Source organism: Ilumatobacter sp. (assembly GCF_046290335.1).
In the GTDB taxonomy this organism is placed as follows: Bacteria; Actinomycetota; Acidimicrobiia; order Acidimicrobiales; family Ilumatobacteraceae; genus Ilumatobacter_A.
The window spans coordinates 154,350-177,400 of sequence record NZ_JBKAGH010000001.1 but is presented as its reverse complement, the minus strand read 5'-3'; the positions used below and the strand labels follow the sequence as shown (position 1 = coordinate 177,400).

Annotated in this window: 22 protein-coding genes; 7 read left to right on the top strand and 15 right to left on the bottom strand. The window is 67.0% G+C overall.

Annotated elements, in window-relative coordinates; genetic code table 11:
- Nucleotides 1-8: 8 nt before the first annotated feature.
- Together ACE37B_RS00750 and ACE37B_RS00745 are read right to left on the bottom strand one after the other, a co-directional pair.
- Nucleotides 9-1,367 carry an ABC transporter permease subunit gene (locus ACE37B_RS00750; RefSeq protein ID WP_409921376.1) on the bottom strand — a complete coding sequence of 453 codons (1,359 nt, stop codon included), beginning with the start codon at nt 1,365-1,367 and terminating at the stop codon, nt 9-11.
- A 95-nt stretch (nt 1,368-1,462) separates the two neighbouring features.
- Nucleotides 1,463-2,362, bottom strand: a complete 900-nt coding sequence (locus ACE37B_RS00745; protein ID WP_409921375.1) for a COX15/CtaA family protein — start codon at nt 2,360-2,362, stop codon at nt 1,463-1,465.
- 32 nt (nt 2,363-2,394) lie between these two features.
- On the opposite strand from ACE37B_RS00745, the gene ACE37B_RS00740 reads away from it, so the two are divergent.
- Nucleotides 2,395-3,537 carry a hypothetical protein gene (locus tag ACE37B_RS00740; protein WP_409921374.1) on the top strand — a complete coding sequence of 381 codons (1,143 nt, stop codon included), beginning with the start codon at nt 2,395-2,397 and terminating at the stop codon, nt 3,535-3,537.
- A gap of 52 nt (nt 3,538-3,589) precedes the next feature.
- Here the strand turns inward: ACE37B_RS00740 and ACE37B_RS00735 are convergent, their stop codons facing one another.
- Together ACE37B_RS00735 and ACE37B_RS00730 are read right to left on the bottom strand one after the other, a co-directional pair.
- Entirely contained in the window at nt 3,590-4,381 is a 792-nt protein-coding gene (locus tag ACE37B_RS00735) for an SDR family NAD(P)-dependent oxidoreductase (protein ID WP_409921373.1), read from the bottom strand.
- A gap of 1 nt (nt 4,382) precedes the next feature.
- On the bottom strand, nt 4,383-4,829 hold the full coding sequence (locus ACE37B_RS00730) for a pyridoxamine 5'-phosphate oxidase family protein (RefSeq protein ID WP_409921372.1): 447 nt from the start codon (nt 4,827-4,829) through the stop codon (nt 4,383-4,385).
- A gap of 25 nt (nt 4,830-4,854) precedes the next feature.
- Here ACE37B_RS00730 and ACE37B_RS00725 point away from each other — a divergent pair, with 25 nt between their 5' ends.
- Nucleotides 4,855-5,256, top strand: a complete 402-nt coding sequence (locus tag ACE37B_RS00725; protein WP_409921371.1) for a nuclear transport factor 2 family protein — start codon at nt 4,855-4,857, stop codon at nt 5,254-5,256.
- A 37-nt stretch (nt 5,257-5,293) separates the two neighbouring features.
- Here the strand turns inward: ACE37B_RS00725 and ACE37B_RS00720 are convergent, their stop codons facing one another.
- Both ACE37B_RS00720 and ACE37B_RS00715 read right to left on the bottom strand, forming a co-directional pair.
- Nucleotides 5,294-6,382, bottom strand: a complete 1,089-nt coding sequence (locus ACE37B_RS00720; protein ID WP_409921370.1) for a class I SAM-dependent methyltransferase — start codon at nt 6,380-6,382, stop codon at nt 5,294-5,296.
- 17 nt (nt 6,383-6,399) lie between these two features.
- A complete protein-coding gene (locus ACE37B_RS00715) occupies nt 6,400-7,077 on the bottom strand; it encodes a histidine phosphatase family protein (protein ID WP_409921369.1) in 678 nt (225 codons plus the stop codon).
- 25 nt (nt 7,078-7,102) lie between these two features.
- Between ACE37B_RS00715 and ACE37B_RS00710 the strand changes: the two genes are divergently transcribed.
- Nucleotides 7,103-7,882, top strand: coding sequence for a DUF2510 domain-containing protein (locus tag ACE37B_RS00710; RefSeq protein WP_409921368.1), 780 nt, complete (start codon nt 7,103-7,105; stop codon nt 7,880-7,882).
- Between the two features lie 14 nt (nt 7,883-7,896).
- Here ACE37B_RS00710 and ACE37B_RS00705 read toward each other — a convergent pair whose 3' ends face one another.
- From ACE37B_RS00705 to ACE37B_RS00690, 4 genes are read right to left on the bottom strand one after another with little or no spacing between them, the layout of a single operon-like run.
- Nucleotides 7,897-8,466, bottom strand: a complete 570-nt coding sequence (locus ACE37B_RS00705; RefSeq protein ID WP_409921367.1) for a pyridoxamine 5'-phosphate oxidase family protein — start codon at nt 8,464-8,466, stop codon at nt 7,897-7,899.
- Nucleotides 8,463-9,233: an SDR family NAD(P)-dependent oxidoreductase gene (locus ACE37B_RS00700; RefSeq protein WP_409921366.1), complete on the bottom strand. Its 771-nt coding sequence runs from the start codon at nt 9,231-9,233 to the stop codon at nt 8,463-8,465. The genes ACE37B_RS00705 and ACE37B_RS00700 overlap by 4 nt, the downstream gene beginning before the upstream one ends.
- 55 nt (nt 9,234-9,288) lie before the next feature.
- Nucleotides 9,289-11,199, bottom strand: coding sequence for an ABC transporter ATP-binding protein (locus ACE37B_RS00695; protein ID WP_409921365.1), 1,911 nt, complete (start codon nt 11,197-11,199; stop codon nt 9,289-9,291).
- Nucleotides 11,196-12,968 (bottom strand): ABC transporter ATP-binding protein, encoded by a 1,773-nt coding sequence (locus ACE37B_RS00690; protein WP_409921364.1) that lies wholly within the window; start codon nt 12,966-12,968, stop codon nt 11,196-11,198. The genes ACE37B_RS00695 and ACE37B_RS00690 overlap by 4 nt, the downstream gene beginning before the upstream one ends.
- A gap of 21 nt (nt 12,969-12,989) precedes the next feature.
- Here ACE37B_RS00690 and ACE37B_RS00685 point away from each other — a divergent pair, with 21 nt between their 5' ends.
- Nucleotides 12,990-13,559: a hypothetical protein gene (locus ACE37B_RS00685; protein WP_409921363.1), complete on the top strand. Its 570-nt coding sequence runs from the start codon at nt 12,990-12,992 to the stop codon at nt 13,557-13,559.
- A gap of 36 nt (nt 13,560-13,595) precedes the next feature.
- On the opposite strand, the gene ACE37B_RS00680 is transcribed toward ACE37B_RS00685, so the two are convergent.
- On the bottom strand, nt 13,596-14,240 hold the full coding sequence (locus ACE37B_RS00680; RefSeq protein ID WP_409921362.1) for an acyltransferase: 645 nt from the start codon (nt 14,238-14,240) through the stop codon (nt 13,596-13,598).
- A gap of 94 nt (nt 14,241-14,334) precedes the next feature.
- On the opposite strand from ACE37B_RS00680, the gene ACE37B_RS00675 reads away from it, so the two are divergent.
- From ACE37B_RS00675 to panC, 3 genes are all read left to right on the top strand, one after another.
- Complete coding sequence (locus ACE37B_RS00675; protein ID WP_409921361.1) at nt 14,335-15,780, top strand: carboxylesterase/lipase family protein; 1,446 nt, start codon at nt 14,335-14,337, stop codon at nt 15,778-15,780.
- A gap of 70 nt (nt 15,781-15,850) precedes the next feature.
- Nucleotides 15,851-16,888 carry a P1 family peptidase gene (locus ACE37B_RS00670; protein WP_409921360.1) on the top strand — a complete coding sequence of 346 codons (1,038 nt, stop codon included), beginning with the start codon at nt 15,851-15,853 and terminating at the stop codon, nt 16,886-16,888.
- 72 nt (nt 16,889-16,960) lie between these two features.
- Entirely contained in the window at nt 16,961-17,824 is an 864-nt protein-coding gene (panC, locus tag ACE37B_RS00665) for a pantoate--beta-alanine ligase (protein ID WP_409921359.1), read from the top strand.
- Nucleotides 17,825-17,830: 6 nt separating this feature from the next.
- Here the strand turns inward: panC and ACE37B_RS00660 are convergent, their stop codons facing one another.
- The 4 genes from ACE37B_RS00660 to ACE37B_RS00645 are packed head-to-tail and all read right to left on the bottom strand — an operon-like array spanning nt 17,831 to nt 23,043.
- Nucleotides 17,831-18,742, bottom strand: a complete 912-nt coding sequence (locus ACE37B_RS00660) for a CPBP family intramembrane glutamic endopeptidase (protein WP_409921358.1) — start codon at nt 18,740-18,742, stop codon at nt 17,831-17,833.
- Nucleotides 18,742-20,313 (bottom strand): M1 family metallopeptidase, encoded by a 1,572-nt coding sequence (locus tag ACE37B_RS00655; RefSeq protein WP_409921357.1) that lies wholly within the window; start codon nt 20,311-20,313, stop codon nt 18,742-18,744. The genes ACE37B_RS00660 and ACE37B_RS00655 overlap by 1 nt, the downstream gene beginning before the upstream one ends.
- A 37-nt stretch (nt 20,314-20,350) precedes the next feature.
- Nucleotides 20,351-21,868 carry an aldehyde dehydrogenase family protein gene (locus ACE37B_RS00650; protein ID WP_409921356.1) on the bottom strand — a complete coding sequence of 506 codons (1,518 nt, stop codon included), beginning with the start codon at nt 21,866-21,868 and terminating at the stop codon, nt 20,351-20,353.
- Nucleotides 21,865-23,043 (bottom strand): Gfo/Idh/MocA family protein, encoded by a 1,179-nt coding sequence (locus tag ACE37B_RS00645; protein ID WP_409921355.1) that lies wholly within the window; start codon nt 23,041-23,043, stop codon nt 21,865-21,867. The genes ACE37B_RS00650 and ACE37B_RS00645 overlap by 4 nt, the downstream gene beginning before the upstream one ends.
- Between the last annotated feature and the right edge of the window lie 8 nt (nt 23,044-23,051).

Here is a 23,051-nt window from a genome sequence, read left to right as displayed (position 1 = left end):
CTGCTCCCCTATCCGATTCGCTCTGCTCGGCCCAGCAGGCCCTGCGGCCTGACGAGCAGGATCAACACGAGCGCCAAGAGCGCACCGACGTTCTTCATGTCGTTCGGGAACCACGTCGGCAAGGTGATCATCTGGATGAAGATGCCGACGATCAAGCTGCCGAACAAGGCCCCGTACGCAGTGCCGAGACCGCCGAGCGTCACGCCGGCGAACATCAGCAACAACACACGGAAGCCCATCTCCCAGTTGACGCTCTCGGTCATGCCGAACAGCACGCCACCGAGCCCGGCGAGCCCCGCTCCTGCCATCCACACCCACTTGATGACCGATTCGACGTCGATCCCCGAGGACTCGGCGAGGTCACGGTTGTCAGCGACCGCTCGCATCGCCTTGCCCGCCCGCGTCTTCTGCAAGGCCAGGCCGACGAGCACCAGGACGAAGATCGAGAAGAGGATGATGAACAGGTCTTTCGGAGCGAGCGAGAACCACCCGAAGCTGATGCGCTCCTGGATCTGGTAATCCCGATAGAACCGGGCTCGGCCACCATGCTGGTACAGGTAGACGTAGCGGAAGAAGATCGACAGTCCGATCGACACGACCAGTGCAGCGATGAGACTCGCGCCCCGCTTGCGCAGCCGCTTCCAGATGTACTCGTTGACGAGCCAGCCGGCCAGGGCCGAGAACACCACCGCGACGAGGCCGCCGAAGATCAGTGAGTTCGTCCCCGGGATGCCGAACTTGCGCTCGGGGTACACCATGTGGACGATGAAGGCGATCAACGCACCGAAGGTGACGATTTCGCCGTGGGCGAAGTTCGTCAACCCGGTCGTGCCATAGATCAGCGACAGGCCGATCGCACACATTGCAATGATCAGGCCGAGTTTGATGCCGTCGACGAAGAGCTGTACCGCTCGGATCGTGGAATCGGTGCTCTCCGTCGCCTCCCCGAGTGGGAAGAGCGTGTTCTTCGACTCGCCCTCGTCGACGTCGATACCCGGCAGCGTGTTGCGGCCTTCGTTGCGCAGCGGCACACCGTCGGGCAACGTCTCCTCGGCCAGCTCGACCTCGTAGATGCCAGCCCCGGGGAGCTCGACTCGCCACACGCCTTCGGCGTCGGTCACAGCGGAGCCGATCTCTTCGCCAGCCTCGTTGCGCACCGTCATCCCGACGCCTTCGACGAAGACGTCCTCGCCATCCGCGTCCTGGGTTCGCAGGGTCCCGCCGATGCTCGTCCCTTCGATCTCCTCGTCCGCGATCGGCGCGGCATCGGGGTCGACCGGTTCGGAACCGGCGGAGGCTGGAGGACTGAACGACAGAACCCCGAGCAGACCGACGAACAACCCGAGAACAACGCGACGCCACGTCATCGTGGTCCCGCTCCCCTGGCCGCCCCTCGATCGCTGCGGAGCAGCAGATCTCGACTTCGTTACTGGCACGGGCCGCAACTCTAGACGGCTCCGGACTACGAACTCGCGAAACTATGTTTCGGCTCGGTCAAATCATCGAGAGCCGCGGGGACGTCCGGGGACGCGAGCTCGGTGTCGTTCGCCACCAGGAGAAGCCACACGGTGACGACCCACAACCCTGTCGCTCCTGCGATGTGCAGGCCGACGAGCAACTCGGGAACGTCGTTGAAGTACTGCACGTAGCCGATCACGCCCTGCAGCAATCCGACGAACATCCACGACGAAACGACACCAGCGAGATGGCGGTGGCGAACCGTCCAGGCCAGCACCAGCGCGATCACGATCGACACGATCACGATGATGCTGTGCGTGCGAGCGACGTTGGAGATGTCGAAGCCGAATCGGCGAGCGGTTTCGTCGCCGGCGTGCGGACCGGTGCCGGTCACGACCGTGCCGCTGACCAGCGCAGCGAAGGTGGTGACGGCGAGCAGCACCGACCACGGCTCTCGTAGTGTCTGGTTCGACGGGGTCGGGCCCGACCGTCGGATCGCGACCAGACCGAATGCGATCGAGAGCATGGCGAGCAGGAAGTGCGACTGCACGAGCGCAGGGTGCAGGTCGCCGAGCACTGCCAGCCCACCCACGACACCGTTCGCGAACACGGTGACGAACACCCCGGCGGCCGGCCAGCGAAGTCCGGTGCGGTTGCGTACGAAGAACGACCCGACGAAGAGCGCCAGCACCGGGAGGCCGATGAGCCCACTGAAGATTCGGTTGATCTGTTCGATGGCCGCGTGCATCGACGACACGTCGATGAACCGCTCCTGATTGCACGCCGGCCAATCGTCACAGCCGAGGCCGCTGCCGGTGAGACGAACGGCGCCACCGGCGACGGTGAGTAGACAGACACCGATGGTGCTGATGATCGCGAGTCGGCGATACCGGACCAGGCCCATATGACCGCCAGGATACGACTACCGTCAACGCTGTGCTGACCTCGTACGACGACTTTCCGATCCATCAAACGTCACACCCGATCGCCAGAACAGCGTCGAGCGACATCAATCACTACGACCGCTACTTCTTCAACGGCTACACCCGCGACACCCGCCTCTACTTCGCTGCGGCGATGGGGCTGTACCCGAACCGCCACGTCGCCGATGCGGCGTTCAGCGTCGTCGTCGACGGGGGAACGCCGGACGCGCGCCAGATCAACGTGCACGCGTCGCGTCGGGCCCCTGCCGATCGCGCCGAAGCCAACTGCGTGGGGCCCATCCAGGTCGAAGTCCTCGATCCGCTGAACGCGTTGCGGATCACGGTCGAGGCTCCCGAACACGGCATCCGAGCCGACCTCACCTTCGTGCGCCGTTCGGCACCGATCGAGGAACCACACTTCTTCCACCAGGTCGGGAATCGGGTCATCATGGACTCGACGCGGATGACGCAGTTCGGCGGATGGGAAGGCTGGATCGAGATCGACGGCGAACTGACCGACCTGGAGCCCGGCGAAACGCTCGGATCACGTGACCGGTCGTGGGGCGTGCGACCGGTCGGCGAGCGAGGCCCCGTTGGAGCACCAGTCGCCGACCCACAGTTCTATTGGCTGTGGGCGCCCATCAACTTCGAGACGTTCTCGACCCACTTCGACGTCAACGAACTGTCCGACGGCAAACGTTGGCACGAGACCGGGGTGGTCACCCTGGTCCCGGGCCCCGGCGGGATCGAGCCGCCCGAGGCGATGCGCGATGTCGACTACCGAGTGACGTGGCGACCCGGCACGAGAGCTGCCGAATCGTTCGAGATCGATCTCGTCCCGTGGGTCGGCGAACCGTCGACGATCGTCCTCGAGCCGCTCTTCGATTTCCACATGCTCGGTATCGGCTACACGCACCCCGACTGGGGCCACGGCGTGTGGAAGGGCGAACTCGAGGTCGGCGGCGACCGTTGGGACCTTCCCGTCGACGACCTGGCCGCGCCCCATCACGTCCACATCCAGACGATCGTCAAGGCGACGACGAGCGGCGGGCTCGGGGCCCACGAGGGCCTCGGCATCCTCGAACAACTCGCCATCGGTCGCCACAAGCCGACCGGACTCCACGGCATCTTCGACGGCTACACCTCTGCCGACTGACGGCTCGGTCCGACCTGGGACCCGCAGGACCGCGCGACCATCTGTGGCGGGTCTAGGTGTGCCGGATCGTCATCCCTCCGTCGACCGGAATCACCGCGCCGTTGACGAAGCTGCTCGCTGGCAGACACAGGTTGAGGGTCATCTGGGCGACTTCCTCGGGAGCGCCATACCGACGCAAGGGAACGCGACGGCGGGCGTAGGTCTCCTTGGCCGTCGCGTCGATGCCGGCGGTCATGCCCGTGTTGATCGGCCCGGGGCACACACAGTTCACGGTCACGCCGTGCCGGCCGAGTTCGACAGCGAACGACTTGGTGATGCCGACCACGCCCGCCTTGGTCGCCGCATACGCAGCGAGACCGGCGGTGGTCACGATCGCTTCGGTCGACGCGATGTTCACGATGCGCCCGGCGCCGCTCGCCGACAGGTGCGGGAGCGCGAGGCGGATCAGGCGCGCGTGCGCCGTGAGGTTGATGTCGAGCGTACGGGCCCAGTTCAGCTCGAACTCGTCCTCGGGCTGGAACGCCGAATTGGGCAGCGAGACACCAGCGTTGTTCACCACGATGTCGAGCCGGCTGCCCCACGCGACGGTGTCGTCGACCAGCGTGCGGAGTTGTTCGAGATCTGACACATCGGTCGCGATCCCGATCGCCGCGTGCGCCCCGTGCGCGGCGGTGATCTCGTCGACGACCGTCGCCACGCGCTCGGCGCCGAGATCGGCGACGACGACGCGGGCTCCTTCGTCGGCGAAGAGATGGGCCGTGGCTCGTCCCATCCCGCTCGCTGCACCGGTGACGATCGCGACCTTGCCGTCGATCGAGCGGGAGAGTTCCGTCAGCCTCGCCATCTCACGCGCTCCAGCGGAGCAGGCCGCCCATGCCGTACTGCTTCAGGACCAGTGCTCGTTCGACCGTGACCGCCAGGAAGGCGGTATCCGGGGAGGCGTCGGGTCCTCCGGGAGCGAACGCATTGAGGTCGTAGTCGAACACCCCCGACCACAGACGTCGCTTCGTCTCGATGTCGTCGAACAGCGCCGCGGTTCCCCACACTTCGACGCCGTCGCCGTTCTCGGTCACTTGCCAGTGCAACGCGACGTCGGGATTCGCCGCCACGTTGCGAGCCTTGACCGACTCGGCACCCACCATCGCCCAGAGCACGTCACCCTCCCAGCACGGGTGCACCGGGACGACGTCGGGCTTGCCGTCGGCACCCACCGTCGCCAGGTGGGCCCACGGGCTCAATTCGGTCGCGAACGCCTTGACGTCCTCGAGCGTGCAGTCCAACTCTGATCCCATGGACTACGACCGTAACAATGCGTGCATGACCGTTTCGCAGCAGGACCATTTCGAACTCGCCCAACTCGCCGCGCAGTACTGCGACGGCGTGATCCGAAAAGACGTCGACACGTGGAGCGCGACGTGGGCCGACGACGCGACGTGGCAGCTGCGCGGCGATCCGATCGTCGGCAAAGAGGCGATCGTCGCCTACTGGCTCGAGGCGATGGAGCGGTTCGAGTGGGTCGTCCAGACGGCTCCCCACTCGGTGTTCGACGTCGTCGAGGGCGCCACGACCGGCACCGGTCGTGTCATCGCGCAGGAGACGTTCAAGCGAGCAGACGGAGTGATGGGCGGCCTCATCGCGGTGTACCACGACGAGTACGTGAAGACGAGCGACGGCTGGAAGTACGCGTCCCGGGCCCTCGAGATCAAACACTTCGAATAGGTCATCGTGCCTGGCACGATGACCTACTGGTCGTGGGTCAGACCTCGATCTTGTAGAACGCGTTGACGCTGTGATCGATGTCGAGCTTCTCGAACCGTGAGAAGCCGGCGGTACGCGCCATCTCCTCGGCCTTCGACGCCGGCAGGCCGAGCGTGCCGAGCCCGGCCCCGCCCGGCTCCGACAGTGCCGAACTCATGCACGACAGCACGCTGATGCCGTACATCAGCGCGGCGACAGGGTTCTTCTCGACGTTCTGCGCGAAGTTGTCGCGGCCCTTGATGTCGACGAGCAACCAGACGCCGTCGTCGGTGATCGCCGAGCGAATGGCCTCCATCATCTCTTGCGGGCGGGTCATGTCGTGGATGCAGTCGAACGTCGTCACGAAGTCGCACGAGCCGTCACTCGGCATCGGCTCCACTCGCGGGTCGACGAAGCGGGCGTTCGTGAGACCGGATTCGGCCAGGCGCTCGTTGGCGCGCTCCAGCGCGCGCTCGGAGATGTCGTAGCCGACAAAGGTGCTCGCCGGGAACGCCTCGGCCATCATGAGCACCGCTCCACCTGCGCCGCAACCGATGTCGATCACGTGCGCCCCGGCGGTGAGCCGTTCGACGAGTCCGTCGACCGCTGGGAGCACCGTCGGGATGAGGTGATGACGATTCCACGGTTCGAAGCTCTTCTCGATCCCGATCGCCCCCTCGCATCCGTGGGCGTCGTAATCGTGGCCGAGGCCCGAGCGGAAGCTCTCGGGCATCTCGTCGAGCGCTCCCATCGTCTGCGGGAATCGATGGAACATCCCCATTCCGTAGGCGACGTGGTCGGCGTCGGCGAGCACCGCGACGGCCTCGGGCGACAGTGAAAATCGTTCCGGCTCGACGGTCGTGTCGACGTCGATGATCTTCGCAGCCGCCTGGTTGTACGCCCACTCACGAACCCACCGTTCGTCATAGCCGGTCGCATCGGCCAGTTGCTGTGTGGTCGCAGGCTCGTCGAAACCCGCCAACGCCGTGAACAGTCCGAGCCGATCACCGAGATGGATCATGCCAGCCGTCACGGCGCCGCTGAGCTGGGTGAACAGCCCGAAGGAGAACATCTTCAGACGGTCGGGATCGATGTCGGTGCGTGTCATGGCACCGACGGTAGACCTCAGCGGGTGCGTTGGTCGGCGTCGAGGTGTTCGACGTCGCTCAACTTCGTGAGGCTGAAGGTGTAGCCGTCGCCGAGAGGCAGCGCCTCGAGTCGGGTGATCGACGTGTGGCCAAGCACGAATCGATCCCACTCCCACGGCGTCGGCGGCAGCCCGAGCAGGTGTGCCACCGTCGTCGAATTGGTGCCGGCGTGAGCCACCAGGGCAATGCGCCGGCCCGGATCGTCGATCTGCCAGACCGGCAGATCCGACACCGACCGTCGCACACCGCGCTCGCCGAAGAACTCCGTGGCGCCCGCATGGATTCGTTCGGTGAAGTCACGGATCGATTCGCCGTCGTCGAGGCCGTTCCAGCGCTCGACGGCTGGCCGTGTCCGCAACTCGTCGTAGGCGGCCTGGGCCTTCTCGGCGGGAGTTCCATGCCATGCCGGGTCGCGGATCTCTTCCAGCCACTCGGCGATGGCTTCGGTACGCCCGAGCGCGTCGAACAAGGGCTCCGCCGTTTGCCGAGCTCGGAGCAACGGAGAGGCGAACACCTCGTCGAACTCCTCCTTGGCCAGCGCCGTCGCCATCCGTTCGGCCTGGACCCGGCCGAGATCGGTCAGCGGAGGATTCTCGACGTTCTTCGCATCTCTGACCCATTCCGGTTGTCCGTGACGGATGAGCACGATCTCCATGTGGCAGGACGATACCGTTCGGTCGATGGCCGCGTACCGACCAGATTGGTACCCCGATCCGACCGGCCGTTTCGACCTTCGCTATCACAACGGCGAGGCCTGGACGGCCGACGTGTCGACCGACGGCGACCGTTACGTGGATCATCACGTCGATCATCACGTCGATCCGGAATCGACCAGCGTCGGGACCGTTGCAGTGGTGACGGGCCCCGGTGACCACGCGTCGTTGCCCGATCCTGCGCCGGACCGCAATCGGCCAGCGGTCGCCGCGCTCGTCTTCGGCATCGTGGCACTGTGTACGTCGTGGTTGCCCTACCTGTTCGTGGTCGGCGCGATCGCCGCCGTCCTCGCCATCGTGTTCGCCACCCGCGGCCTTCGGCGATCGAAGTCGACCGGGTCGGGACGCGGACCGGCGATCGCCGGGTTGATCACCGGCGGACTCGGCGTCGTCGGGGCGATCGGCGGGTTCTTTCTCACGATCGCATTCAGCTATGCGATCGAGGCGTATGAGAATCCCGGCCCGTTCGATCTGGTGCTCGACCGATGTGTCGTCGAAGCCTCGACCTGGACCGCCGCAGGCCGGGTCACCAATCTCGACGACGAGGAGCGCAGCTACACCTTCGACGTCGGATTCGCCCGAGCCGGCACCGACAATGTGCAGCGACGAGCGAGCGTTGCGCTCGACGACGTTTCGCCCGGCGACACCGTCGGCTTCGAGGTCAGCCGCTCACTGCCGCTCGACGCCGTCGACTGTGTGGTCGGCGACGTTCGAGGCCCTCTCCCCCTCGGTCTCGATCTCAACTGACCCGTTATCCCAGCTCAGTCGTCCCAGCTCAGGTCACCTTCGGCACGGGCCTTCGCCGTCGCTGCGGCCATCTTTGCGCCGTCGTATCCCACCCGCAAACCAGGATCGACGCGAATGACGATGCGGCGCGGCGAGTTCAACATGTTGGCGAACTCCTGCACGCGCTCCTCGCCGCGGCCGCCGTACAAACGCTCTGCCAACGCCGGGTAGAACCACGCCTTGGTCGCTTCGTCGTCGAGCACGGTGGCGTGTCCCTTGTACGTCACCGTCTTGCCGGGGCCCATCGAGGTGCCGGGAGACGAGATGACCATCACGACGCGGCCGTCGCGACGGATCGCGGGCACACGCTTGCGTTGACCGGACGCTGTCATCCAGAAGACCCCGTCGTCGTCGCGCAGATAGCTCATGATCACGCCCATCGGCGAGCCGTCCTTGGTCACCCAGCAAAAGCTCAGTTCCTTCTGCTCGGCGATCAGTTGGTCTTCGGTGTCGGCGTCGAGCCCGTAGACGGTGACGTCTTCGTAGTTCTTGATGTTGCCCGACGACTCGCTGGCCCCGGTCGTTGTGGTGTCGGTTTCGGTCATGTTGGTGGTCCTGTCTGTGGAAGGTCGAAATGGCCCGCCGTCGACGACAGACCGCCGTCGACGGCAAGGGTCACGCCGGTGATGAACGACGCCGCCGGCGACGCAAGGAACCAGAAGGCCTCGGCGAGTTCGCGCGGCTGCCCCCAACGCTGCAGCACGATTCGACGTCGCATCGCGTCATGGAGTTCAGGAGCCTGCTGCAGCCGAGCGGTCATGCCGGTCTCGACGGGGCCCGGTGCCACCGCGTTGATCCGGATGCCACTGGCGCCGTAGTCGATCGCTGCGGCGCGCACCAGATTGATCACCCCGGCCTTGGTCGCGTTGTAGGCGAAGTTACCGGCGTCGCCGCCCAGACCCGAGGTGGAGGCGGTCGCGACGATCGCTCCGCTCCCTGCGGTTGCTCGTATCACCGGTGCCGCATGACGGATGCCGAGCGCAACCCCACGGAGGTTCACGGCGTACAGCGTGTCGAGGCGGTGCAGGGCATCGTCGTCTTCGAAGGTGGCACGGCCGGTGATGCCCGCGTTGAGGATCGATGCGTCGAGGCGACCGAAGTGTTCGAGCGCTGCTGTGACCATGTCCGCATTGTCGTCATCGGACGATGCGTCGGCGCGAAGCGGCACCACGTCTGTCCCGTCGCACCACGTGGGATCGACGATGTCGGCTGCGATGACACCGTGGCCACGCTCGGCGAAGAGTTCGGCGGTGGCACGGCCGATACCCGAGGCTGCACCGGTGACGATGGCGACGTGGCGCGGCTCCTGCATGCCCGCGACAGTACGAAACGGCGATACCGATCGTCGGCTCGGAGCACGCCGAGCCTCAGACGGCAGTCGCCGACACCCACGATTCGTAGAGACGTGCGTACGTGCCGTTCGCTGCGACCAAGTCGACGTGGGGGCCGTCCTCCACCAGCACCCCGTCGGCCAACACCAGCACGCGATCAGCGCGGGCGGCGGTCGAGAGTCGGTGGGCGATCGCGATCGTGGTTCGGCTCGACGCCAACCGGTCCAGGGCGCGCGCGATCGTCACCTCGGTGAGGGCGTCGACGCTCGACGTGGCCTCGTCGAGGATCAAGACGTCCGGGTCGGCCAGGCCGGCTCGCAGCAATGCGACGAGCTGACGCTCCCCGGCCGAGAGCTGCTCGCCGCGTTCGCCGACACGCGTGTCGAGGCCACGATCGAGCGACGCGACCCACTCGTCGACGCCCAACTCGGCGACCACGCGCTCGACGGAATGGCGCTCGCTGCCCTCGCGGGCGAACGCGACGTTTGCAGCGATCGTGTCGTCGAACAAGAACGGTTCCTGCGCCACGACGATCAACCGCGAACGCAGGTCGCTGCGGCTCGTGGCGCGCAGATCGACACCGCCGAGCTCGATCGAACCGTGTTGCGGGTCGGTGAAGCGGGCGATCAGCTTGCCGAGCGTCGTCTTGCCGGAGCCGGTTTCTCCGACCATCGCGACCTGTTGACCGGCGGGGATCGTCACCACGATGTCGCGAAGCACCGGCACGTCGTTGCGGTCGGACACATCGCCCGCCGGTGCAACATCGTCGTGACGTCGCGGATACGAGAAGGTGACGTGCTTGATGTCGATCTGCATCGGGCCAGCCGGCAAGAGCGTCGGAGATGCCGTCTCGACCGGCCCGACGGGCATGTCGAGCACGGTGAGGATGCGACGCAGGCCAGCGACCGCTGTCTGTGTCTGGTCGATGATCTCGGTGAACTCGGCGATCGGTTCGAGGAATCGATACGTGAGGAAGATGAAGCCGACCACGGCACCCGCCGTCAATCCGCCGTCCGGTCCTCGCCAGACGCTGACGCCCACGACCGATGCGACCGTGAAGACCGAGAAGACCTCGCCCGACGGAAAGAGGAAGGCGCCGATCAGTGCGGCCTTGACCTGGGCCCGCGCCTTGCTGCGCGTGGCGTCGCGCACCGTCGTGCTGACCTGTTCGCCAGCGCCGTAGGCGCGAATCGTCGACGCTCCCGACACCACCTCGGCCAGCGCGCCGAGCATCTCGCCGTTGCGTTCGCGAGCTATACCGTGGGCGACGACGAGCCGCTTCTGCACGGCGCGCAACACGAACGCGAGGGGCAGCGACACGGCGAACGCAACGAGCGCCAGCTGCCAGTCGTACACGACCATCACGACCGCGACGATCACCATCAGCGTGGTACTGCGCATCCACGACATCCCACCCCACTGGAAGAACTGCGCCATCGTCTCGATGTCGCTCGTGACCCGGGCGACCAGACCGCCGCGCCGCTCCTCGCTGTGATCGGCAAGGCTCAACTGGTGGATGTGGCCGATGAGCCGTTCTCTGAAGTCGTACAGCGCCCGCTCGCTCCGATCGCCCAACCGCAGTGCCGCCTGTCGTAGCGCGAGGCCGGAGATGAGCACGGCAACGGTGCCGATGATCGCCAACCGCACGACGAGGTCGACGCGGACCTCGTCTCGCCCGACGATGCCGTTGTCGATCGCCTGCTGGATCAGGATGGGCACGACGACGCGCCCGGCCGCCCCGATCGCCGCGAGGACGAACGTGATCCACAGCCCGTGTCGCAACACCGGCGCTTCGCGCAGACCGCGCAGGATCGTCTGCGTCGCCGTCGGGGCGTCGTCGGTCCTGAACGCTCGTCGAGTCGAGCCCGATGACGTCAACGAAGCGTCGGCGCCGTCAGGACCGTCCTGCTGGCAATCGACCGCCATCTCGTCGGTCGTCGTGCTCATGAGGTCCTCCCCGACTCGACCGCCGACCGATCGGTCTCGAACGCCTCGACGAGTTCGCGATAGCGAGGCGATGCCGCGAGCAGTTCGTGGTGTGTCCCGTGCGCCCCCATCCGACCGGCCTCCATGAAGACGACGTCGTCGGCGAGTGCGATCGTCGACGGGCGAGATGCGATGACGAGCACGGTCGCGTCCGACAGACCGCTCCGGAGACGGTCGAGCGCCGTTGCCTCGGTTGCGGGGTCGAGCGCCGAGGTCGTGTCGTCGAGGATCAGCAGGCTCGGACGGCGAACGAGCGCTCGCGCGAGTGCGACGCGCTGACGTTGCCCGCCGCTCAGACTGACCCCGCGCTCGCCGACCACGGTGTCGAGGCCGTTGGGTAACGACCGCACGAACTCGTCCGCCACCGCCATGTGCAGAGCCGCCCAGATCTCGTCGTCGTCGACGTCCTGGCCGAGGCGAATGTTGTCGCGCACGGTACCGGCGAGCAGGAAAGCTTCCTGGAACACGATCGCCCGCGTTCCGGGTGCCAGTCGCACCGTGCCACTCGTCGGGCCGACGAGGCCGAGCGCGAGCTCGGCGAGGGTCGACTTGCCGGAACCGGTCGGCCCCACGAACGCGGTGACCGTGCCGATGGGAATCGCCAGGTCGACTCCACGCAGCGCCGGGCCGGATTCGGGCGTGTGCGCGAACGTGACGCCGTCGAAGACGACGCCGAAGCCGTCCGGCGCCCGCTGAACCGATCCGGCCGGATCCGGCTCGATGTCTTCGTTGGTGACCTCCTGGATGCGCAGCCACGCCGCCATCGACCGCGGCAGCTCAGACAGCGCGTAACCGATCAGCCGGAGCGGCAACACCAGCAAGGTGAACAAGAAGATGACGCTCGTGAACTCGCCAACCGTGACGTCACCGGACTGCACCCGCACCGCACCGATCACGACCAACACGATGTTGGTGACCGCCGGGATGATGTCCTGTAGCGCTTCGAACCAGGTCCGCATCCGGATCGCCCCGACCCGCGTCGCCCGGACCTCATCTGCCAAGTCGGCGAGACGCCTGGTCTCACGGGCCTCGGCTCCGTAGGACTTGATGAGCTGCACGCCTTCGAAGCTCTCGTGGACCGCAGCGGAGAACTCGCCGAGCTGGCGCTGGGCAGTGGAGTAGTGCACGCTGACGGAACGCTCATACACCACGTTGGCGATGATCACGAGCGGGAACACCACGATCGCGACGACCCCGAGTGGAATGTCGGTGACGAACATCCAGATCGTCGAGATCACGATCATCAAGACCGTGCTCGCTGCGAACGGAATCGGGGCGATCACGCTCACCGTCGTTTCGGTGTCGACGCCAGCGCGAGCGACGAGATCTCCGTCGGCCCGACGTCGATGCCAGCTCACCGGTTGACGGACGAGCCGCTCCAACACCTGGTTCGTGTACGTCTCCGCGACTCTCCACATCCCCGCCGAGGCGGCCGACCGACGGATGACCACGCCCACCGCTCTGACCAGGCCGATCCCGATGATCAGGGCCAGGCCGGCGACGACGGTCGACGTGCCCACGTCGCCCTCGTCGAAGCGCGGCAGGATCACCTCGTCGATGACCCACTTGATCGCGAAGCTGGACGCGACGGTGCCCACGGCGAACACCGCTGCTCCGGCGAAGGCGAGGACGAACAGCCGCGGGTGCAGCATGAACATCGACCGGATCAGCAGCCAGTTCGTTCGGAGTCTGGCGAAACGCATCGCCTGCGTTTCTACCAGCGCGTCCATGCCATATCGTCTGAGGTTGTGGTGACACGTGACGAGATCGACACCCCCGTGCAACCCGGTATCGGCGCCGAGGAGCACGAACCCCGGGTCACGGGCATCACGCCTTTTCGCGTGCTGTTCCCGATCGGTCTCGCATTGTTCGTGACGTTCTGGACCTGGGCCCTGTTCTTTGCCGACAAGACCGCGGTCAACAAGATCGACGACGAATCGTGGGGCGCTCGTGCGGAGCAGATCTGCGAACCAGTGCGCCTCGAGGTGCGCTTGCTCGACCTCCAACGCTCGGCGGATCTCGACGTGCGCGCCGACCTCGTCGTGCAGTCGACCGACATGATGTCGCGAATGCTCGACGAGGTCGAAGCTGTCCGGCCCAGCGATGCGAAGGGCCAGGCGATCGTGCCCGATTGGATCGCCGACTACCGAACGCTGCTCGATGACCGCTATGCCTACGCCGATCGACTCCGCCAGGGCATCGACGGCCCCTTCACGGAGACCGCGGTGCGTAATGTGCCGATCACCGAACGCATCGAGACCTTCGCCGCCGACAACGGCATGCCGAGCTGCAGACCGCCCCGCAACGGCGTGCTGAACTGAACGGTTCGGTCGCCCAGCGCACCCATCTGGCGGGGTCTACGTCAGGCGCTTGATGACTCGGGCTGGGACCCCCGCCGCCACGCAGTTGTCTGGCAACTCACCGGTGACCACGCTGTTCGCACCGACCACCACGTGCCTGCCGATCTGCGCGCCCGGGAGCACGACCGTGCCGTGGCCGAGCCACGATCCGTCGCCGATCGACACCGGGCGCTCCGGCATGACCTGACGCGAGATCGGTAGTGCCAGGTCGTCGTAGCCGTGGTTCTGGTCGGTGATGTACACGTGATGGCCGGTCCAGACGTCGTCGCCGATCTCGATGCGCAGATGCCCGACGATGCCGCTCCCCTTGCCGAACAAGCATCGGTCGCCGACCGAGACCACCGGATCGGACACCATCTGTTGTCCGGGCACCATGCCGGCAGACAGCGTCGCGTGCGGGCCGAACATCGTCCCCGCCCCGATGTGGATGTACTGCTCGTTGAAGATCGTGTTCGGCGGAAAGCAGATCACGCTGTTCGTACCGAAAGCACCGAACCGGCGGCCACGACGCGTGTCGGGGCCGATCGCACCGAGTTCGATCGCGAGCTCCCACCCTCGATGGACCAGTTCGCCCGATGCCCGCTTGACGCCGGTGAGGGCTCGTCGAGCCAACGTGTCGGGAACCGGATCTCGTTCGAGCACGTCGGCAGGCTAGACGAGCCATGCCGCCGCCGACCGAACCGCGGTCAGGGCTGAACGCCACGGGTGCGGTCGGGCTCCCGCTACCGTCGCGGCGATGACGGGCGAGCATGACCACGCGCAACCGGCGACGGCGAAGTGCGCCGAAGGCCGGCATCTGGGCATCGACCGCGGAGCGACACGCGAGTTCCGCGGCATCCGATTCGCTCGAGCACACCGCCTCGAGGCGCCGATCGACACGGTCGAGAGCGACCGAGTCGACGCTCGCCGGTTCGGTGCACAAGCGCCCCAGGTTCCAGGAGCGCTCGATCAACTCCTGGGCGGTGACGCGCTACCGATCGACGAAGACTGCCTCCATCTCAACGTGGTCACGCCGGCATGCGACGATGGTCGCCGCCCGGTGCTCTTCTGGGTGCACGGCGGTGCGTACGTCACCGGGTCCGGGGCCATGCCCTGGTACGACGGCAACGCGCTGGCTGCTCGAGGCGACGTCGTGGTCGTCACGATCAACTACCGACTCGGCGCCCTCGGTTTTCACGGCGAGTCGAGCTTGGGCTCGCTCGACATGATCGCCGCGTTGCGGTGGGTGCAGCGACACGTCGAGGCGTTCGGTGGTGACGCCGACAACGTGACGATCTTCGGCGAGTCGGCGGGCGGGTCCGCCGTCGTGTCCCTGCTCGGCGCGCCGGATGCGGAACACCTCTTCCAGCGCGTCTGGTCGATGAGCCCGTCGCTGCTCCAGCTCCGCACGGTCGCAGAGGCTGAACAACTCCTCGACGACTATCTCGCGTTGCTCGGAGCGTCCTCGCCGGCCGCCGTCCGCTCGGCCGACCTCGATGCGATCCTGATAGCACAGTCGAAGATGTCGGCGACGACGGCCGGGCTGAAGAACTTCGCGCCCACCGAGGGGACGCCCACGTTCCCGGCGCCGATCCTGCCAACGGCGAGTCGCTCACCGAAGCCGCTCGTCGTCGGCACGAACCGCGACGAGATGTTGCTCTTCACGGCGTTCGACACCGCGCGGCGGAGCTGGGGCGAGCGCGACGTCGAGCGCGAGTTCGAACAGCGCTTCGACAACCACGTCGACGCGATCGAGCGGTATCGATCTCACCGACCCGGGAGCACCAACAGCCAACTGGTGTCGGCGATGCAGACCGACGAGGTGTTCCGGTGGCCCGTGCAACGGCTCGCCGCGAAGCGGTCCCAGGCGGCGGCGCCGACATGGGCGTACGAGTTCCATGTCGCGTCGAGTGCATTCGGCGGCATCTTGGGCGCGTGTCACGGGCTCGACATCCCCTTCGCCTTCCACAACCTCGATCGGCCAGGAGCGTCGACGTTCATCGGTGCCGGCGACAGCGGGTATCTGTCTCGGGTCGCCGATCAGTTCGCGGACGCACTCATCGCGTTCGCCCGCACCGGTGATCCGGGTTGGGCCCCGTTCGACGACGGACTTCGATCGACACGGATCATCGGCGGAGCCGCCGACCTGGTCGACGATCCCGAGCCGGAACTGCGGGCGATCTGGGAACGACGAACACGCTGACCGGTCGCTCGGAACGGCCCGTGTGAGCGCGGTGCGGGAAACGTCGTGTGCCATCGGCCATGATCGGATCGTGGACACTCCCTTCGGCAGCGTGCTCGACGTCGACGGCATCGGCGTCGGCCATCATCGACGAGTCGGTCGTGGATGGCAGACCGGCACGTCGGTGATCGTCTGTCGCTCCGGTGCAGTGCCCGGCGTCGACGTGCGCGGTGGCGGGCCAGGTACGCGAGAGACCGACGCGCTGCGTCCGGAGAACCTGGTCCAGCGCGTCCACGCTGTCTGCCTGACCGGCGGGAGCGCCTATGGGCTCGCTGCGGCCGACGGGGTGATGGCGGAACTGGAAGCCGATGGCCTCGGCTTCCCGATCGGGACAGGTGTCGTTCCGGTCGTCCCCACGGCCGTCATCTTCGACCTCGGCCGGGGCGGCCGATTCGCGAACCGCCCCGACGCTGACTTCGGCCGACGAGCGGCGCGGGCCGCGCTCACCGGACGCACGCCGAGCGCGTGGGGCTCGGTCGGCGCGGGTACCGGCGCGCGTTCGGGCGGCCTCCAAGGTGGGGTGGGCACCGCGAGCCGTCGTGTCGCGCTGCCGGGTGAACTCTTCGACGACGGCATCGGTACCGAGGTCACCGTCGCAGCCATCGCCGTCGTCAATTCCAACGGCTCGGCGATCGACCCGTCGACCGGGCTCCCCTGGGAGCCGAGCGGACTTCGTCTTCGGCGCCCGTCCGCGGCCGAGCGCCGCGCCGCACGCGAAGCGGCCACGCTCGGTCGAGCACCGGCGCTCAACACCACCATCGGTGTGATCGTCACCGACGCCGCGCTCGACAAAGCCGAAGCGTCGAAGGTCGCATCGGTCGCACACGACGGCATGGCGCGTGCGATTCGACCGGCTCACTCGATGACCGACGGTGACACGGTGTTCACCCTCGCCACCGGCACTCGACGGCTGCCCAGCCATCCACACCGCATCGGTGCGCTCAATCCACTCCTCGACGCTGCGGCGCACGTGTTCGCCGCGGCCTGCACGCATGCGGTGGTGGCGGCGACGCCGGTCGGGGACGTGCCGTCATGGTCATCGCTGTGTCCGTCTGCGATGATCGCTTGACGAGTCGACCGCGACTCCGCGATGACCGTTACCCATCCGGCCCCCACCAGCTGTACGAGGACTCCCTGCACGATGCACACGCTGACGACCCCTGACGAAATGCGCGCCTGGTCAGGCCGCCAACGCGACGCGGGCCTCACGATCGGGTTCGTGCCCACGATGGGGGCGCTGCACACCGGCCACCTCGCCCTCGCCGCCGATGCCGCTCGACGCAGTGACCGTGTGGTCGTGTCGATCTTCGTCAACCCGCTGCAGTTCAACGAGTCGGCCGACTTCGACAGCTATCCCCGGCCGATCGACGCCGATGTGGAGTCGTGTCGTCAAGCCGGCGTTGCCGCTGTCTACGCACCCACTGCGGCCGCGATGTACCCGCCCGGTTTCCAGACCCGTGTCGTTCCCGGTCTGCTCGCCGACGTGATGGAAGGCGCGATGCGACCCGGTCACTTCGAGGGGGTCGTCACGGTGGTGGCGAAGCTGTTCGGCGCCGTTCGACCCGACGTGGCGATCTTCGGCCAGAAGGACTTCCAGCAGCTCGCGATCATTCGACAGATGGCCGCGGACCTCGACCTGGGTATCGACATCGTGGGCCATCCGATCGTGCGAGATGCCGATGGTCTCGCTCAGTCGAGCCGCAACCTTCGCCTCAACGAGACCCAGCGAGCGCGGGCCATCGTCGTGCCGCACTCGCTCGACGCCGCGACTACTGCGGCGAACCGCGGTGCTGCGCCGAGCGAGATCGTGGCGGCGGCCCGCAGCGTGGTGGAGGCCGAACCGCTCGCCCGCCACGAGTACACGACCATCTTCGACGCGCAGACCCTGCAGGAGATCACCGATGACGATGAGCACGCCGTCGGCCCGCTTCGGATCGCCACCGCTGTCTGGTTCGGCGACGTCCGACTGATCGACAACTGCGAACTGCGCACGCACGGCGTGTAGCGGTCGTCAACTGGACTGCGCCACGACCACGGAACTGCCTGTGGCACCGTCGTCGAACACGTCCGGGCCGTCCTCGCGGATCTGATCGGCGAGTCCGGACAGCACGAGCACCATCACCACCCCGTTGAAGATGGCGTGGGCCACGATCGCCGGGCCGATGCGCCGAAGCAGGTAGGCGAAGCCGCCCAGCACGATGCCGACACCCGACAGCACGATCGCCAACCCGACGTTGCCGACGCCTCGGACCGGATCGACATGGGCGACACCGAACAGCACTCCCTGCGCGACGATCGCGAGAGTCGTCGGCAGCTTGCTGAGCATGCTGCGCATGACGAGGCCACGAAAGACGATCTCTTCGACGAGTGGTGCGGCGATCACCGCGCTGATGACCAACGCGATCACGTAGCTCCGGTCGGCGCGCAGCTCGTCGATCCCGTCGGTGTTGTTCGACAGCGGAATGTCGAGGCGCAACACGAACGCAACGGCGACGACCTGCACGCCGATCGCCGCCAGCCAGATCACGGGCCCCCACCCGAGATCGGACCATTTCGGTCGAGCACCGACGTCGTCGATCGGTCGCCCGCTCCCCCATCGCGAGGTCGAAAATCGCCACCACAGCAACGACGGGCCATAGCCCAAGACGCCGAGGATCGCGACGTAGAGGACGATCGGCCATTCGAAATCGATCAGCAGATCGAGGATGAACTTCGAGCCGACCAGCGACACCACCAGCACAGCGATCGCGCCGCCGCCGGCCTGCCAGGGCAACGTCGGGTGCGGAGGTCGTTTCGGAGCGAACTGGGGCTGGCGCGACGCGGTGACGCTCGCACCGACGAGATGGTGCGACGGGTCGGGCGGCGGCCACGACGCGACCGACGACTGCGGTGCGGGCAGGTCGGGAGGGTAGCGGTCGGACATCAGCTGGCAGGGTACGAGTCGGGAAGGGCTCCGGCGTACAACCAGTCGTCGAAGAACTCGTCGAGATCCTCATCGGCAACCGCCTCTACGAGGCCGATCAGGCTCTCGGTGCTCTGCGAGGTCCCGCCGAAGTCGCTCACCCAGCGCCGTAGCACCTCGAAGAATCGATCATCACCGATGGTCAGGCGAAGGGCGTGCACGACCGTCGCCCCGCCGTCGTAGCGCTCGAAGCCGAACATGTTCTCGACCGTCGGCTCGCCGGTCGATTCGGTGGTCCGTTGGCGCAGATCGAGCATGGCGCGTGCGTGGACATCGAGCGGCTGCAGGTCGACGTGGTCGAGCCACAGCCACTGCGCGTAGGTGGTGAACGCCTCGTTGAGCCAGATGTCGTCCCACGCTTGCGGGCTCACCGCGTTGCCGAACCATTGGTGGGCGAGTTCGTGTGCGAGGAGTAGTTCCTGGAGAAAGCCGACCCGCCCGGAGTCGAAATCGCCCGCACCGAACATCGAACGCCCGTGGGTCTCCATGGCCAGTCCCGAGAGATCCGTCACGAACGCGAGCCCGTACCGGTCGAGCGGGTACGGACCGAACAGTTCCTCGAAGAACCGAAGCTGTTCGTCGATGCCGTCGATCGCGGCGTCGAACGAGGCACGATCTCCTGATGGCACGACGTGCGTGAGCGGGATCTCGCTTCCGTCGACGCTCGTCGCCGGCGGCGACTCGACGATCTCGTAGTCGCCGACGATCATCTGCACCAGATAGGTCGGCATCGGGTCGTCGGCGACCCAGACCCACGCCCCGCTGCTGGCCGCGTCTGGTCGTTCGACCAGTTCACCGTTGGCCGACACCACCACGCCCTCGGGCACGACGACCTCGAAACGCCAGGTCGCCTTGTCGGACGGATGGTCGTTGCTCGGCAACCAGGTTCTCGCTCCATCGGGCTCGTTGAGCACGTAGGAGCCAGCGGGCGAGGTGATCCATCCCGACGGCAGTCCGACGGCCGAGGTACGTCCCCCGGTTCGGAAGGTGTAGTCGATCGACGCCGTCACGGTCGTGGGCCCGCCCGACGACGCGTCGACGCTGGCGGGCAGGTCGATGAGCAGTTCGGACTCGGTCGATGTCGAGGTGGTGACGACCTCGTCGATCGCCACACGGTCGATGTCGAGGCCGACGGCGTCGAGTGGCAGGACGGTGAGACCCGGCCGGAGCGTCACCGTCACGTCGACCTCACCGGACACCGTCGGAGCGCCGGGCTCGACATCGAGGCGCAGGTCGTACGACACGACGTCGACGTCGAGCGAGCCGAGTTCCGGAAACAGCGGGTCACCGACGCTCAGGCTCGGCTCGTCGGCACTCGTCTCGCTCTCGTCGTCCACCTCGACGGCAAGCGTGCTGCTCGTCGTGCTCGTCGACTCGGTACTGGTGTTGGTGTTGTTGTTGTTGGTGGTGGTGTCGACCGGCGCGGCCGTGCGGTCGGCCTGTTCCACCGCAACCGGCGGGCCGCCGCCTGCACAAGCGGTGATCATCCCGACGGTGAACGTCCCGACGAGAAGCGATCGACGACGGGGCACGACGCAAACGGTAGCGACGCGGCGCTCCTGAATCCGGTCAGCGAGCGGTGTCGTGGTCGGTGACGATCGCGCGGTAGCGGATCGTGTGGATGCTGTCGCCCGAGAGCACACCGCCGCGACCGAGCATGCGGCCACCTTCCCAGTTCGACAGCCCGAGCTCGGGTTTGTCGAGCGCGTACTGGCCGTCGACCCAACGGGTGAAGCCGTTGCCGACGAACGGTGCATCGACCGACGCGTAGAAGCGCTCGTGCTCCGCCGGGTCGTCGCTGATCAGCGACGCGACGAAGTGCGGGCTGTAGCGATCACACAACTCGACGGCCGCGTCGACGTCGTCGACGATCACCAGCGTCATCTCGGGTGAGTTCTCCCACTCCCACTCGGTCGCGAGTCCGTCGATCGGCAGGCTCGACGCCGACGCCTCGACCGAGGTGCCTTCGGCACGCTCGATCTCGACCTGACGTTCGAAGCGCGCGGGATCCACCGCCCCCTCGCTGCCGACGACGACGTGCAGCCGAGCGTGCGTGCGGCGCGCCGATGCAGCGTCGTCCAACCCGGCGAGCACCGCAGGTACGACCGACTCGGCCACGGCAGCGGGCACGGCGACGACGTTGAGGGTGTTGCACACCTTGCGGTCCAGCGAGGCTCGAACGGCACGCCGCACGACGTCGGGGTCGGCGCGCTCCCCTGCGACCAGCCACGCGCCGCCCGTGCCGTGCAGGCTGACCGGAATTCCCGCCTGCGCGGCGACGGCGCCCAGTTGGGCCACGGCGGCGCCCGAGCCGCGGGCGACGGCGAGCGCCAGTCGACCGTCGCTGAAGAGCGCGTGTCCGGCAGCTCGACTCGCCGAATCGACGAGTTGGACCACGTTGTCCGGCAGCCCGGCGGCCGCCAACGCAGGCTGCAGCGCGTGCTCGACGATCGAGCGAGCGGTCCCCAGCGCGTCGGAGCCGATCCGGAACACGACGGCGTTGCCGCTGCGGACCACACCGCACGCGTCAGCGAACACGTTCGGCCGCCCCTCGAACACGAACCCGACGACGCCGAGCGGCGCACGACGCGCCTCCAGCGACCATCCGGTGTGGGTGACGGTCTCGACCACGGCGTCGCGCATCGGGGCGGCCGCCGCCCACTCGCGCAACCCGGTGATCATGTCGGCACGCATCTTCGCCGTGAGCTCCAACCGGGTGGTCGAGCGACCGCGCTCTCGGGCATCGGCGACATCGATGTCGTTCGCCGCCGAGATCTGGGCGAACACGGTGTCGTCGGCGAGTCGGTCGCCGAACGCCTCGAAGAACGCCGTGATCTGCTCGTCGGAGCACGCCGCGAGGCGAGCGAACCCGTCGAGCGCACCGTCGACCGCAGCGGTGACGGTGTCGTACTCGACCGCCGGCACGTGCAGCAGATCGCCGGTCGACTGCACCACGATCAGGCGGTCACCCGGCTCGAACGCGGAGGCGAGCTCGGCCGGCACCGTCGTGACACGGTCACCGCCGAACACGATCAACTGGCCGACCTCGAGACGTTCGAGTCGCCCGGTGTGAACTCCAGCGGTCATGACGCCACGTCGACGCCCGAGCCGAACTCGAGACCGTCGAGTTCGACGAGATCGGTCATCGAGATCGGCAGGCCCGTCTCGATCGAACGGTGTGCAGCGAAGCCGATCGCCGCCGACCACAGCCCGTCGCGCAGCGTGACCGCAGCGGGCCGCCCCGCCCGGATGGCCGCGGCGAAGTCGGCGTGCTCCAGGTAGCTCGCGCCGTGGTGCAGGCCCATGTGCTTGATGTCGGTGTCGGTCACCCGTTCCTCGGTGATCACGTTGATGCCGCTGACGATGTCGTCGGTGCGACGCCCGATCCGCACGACGCTTTCCGTGTCGAGAGCCTCGAGCTTGCCGAGCGGCCCCGTGACGGCGATCTCTCGCTCGTTCTTGCTCGCCTCGGCGAACATGCACAGATCCAGCATGCCGCGGGCGCCATTGGCGAACTCGACGATGACGTAGGCGTTGTCGAGGATGTCTGGCGTGCGGCCGTCGTAGCGTTCATCCAAGTGGTTGACGTCTTGCGCTCCCGACGCCATCACTCGCACGGGCGCGCTCTTCGTTGCCTCGATCATCAGGTCGAAGAAGTGGCAGCACTTCTCGACGAGCGTGCCGCCGGTGTTCTCGCTGAACCGGTTCCAGTTGTCGACCTTGGGGAGGAACGGGAAGCGATGCTCGCGGATCGCGACCATCTTCACGTCGCCGACCGTCCCCGCTTCGATCTCGGTCATCAACCGCCTGACCGGGGGCATGTAGCGGTATTCGAGCCCCATCCAGATCACGCGGTCGTGCGCAGCGAGTTCCGCCGCCTCCACGACCTCGCGGCAGTGGAGCAGTTCGGTGCACAGCGGCTTCTCCACCAGGAGATGGACCGGTCGCTCGATGGCGTCGAGGAGGATCTGATGGTGCGTGAAGTTCGGCGAGGCGATGACGACCGCATCGCACAGGTCCGAGTCGAGCAACGCGACGTGATCGTCGAACGTGGCCACGTCGGTGCCGGCACCATTGCCGGTACGGATCGTCTCGCGTGCCCACTCGATCGATTGCGGGTGCGGATCCGCGACCGCGGTGACCACGGCGTCGTCGAGCGCCAGGATGTTCTGGATGTGTTCGACACCCATCATGCCGGTGCCGATCACCCCGTACCGGATGACGTTCGAATCGGGCGGGGCATCGATCGCGCTGTCTGGCATGGCTCGAT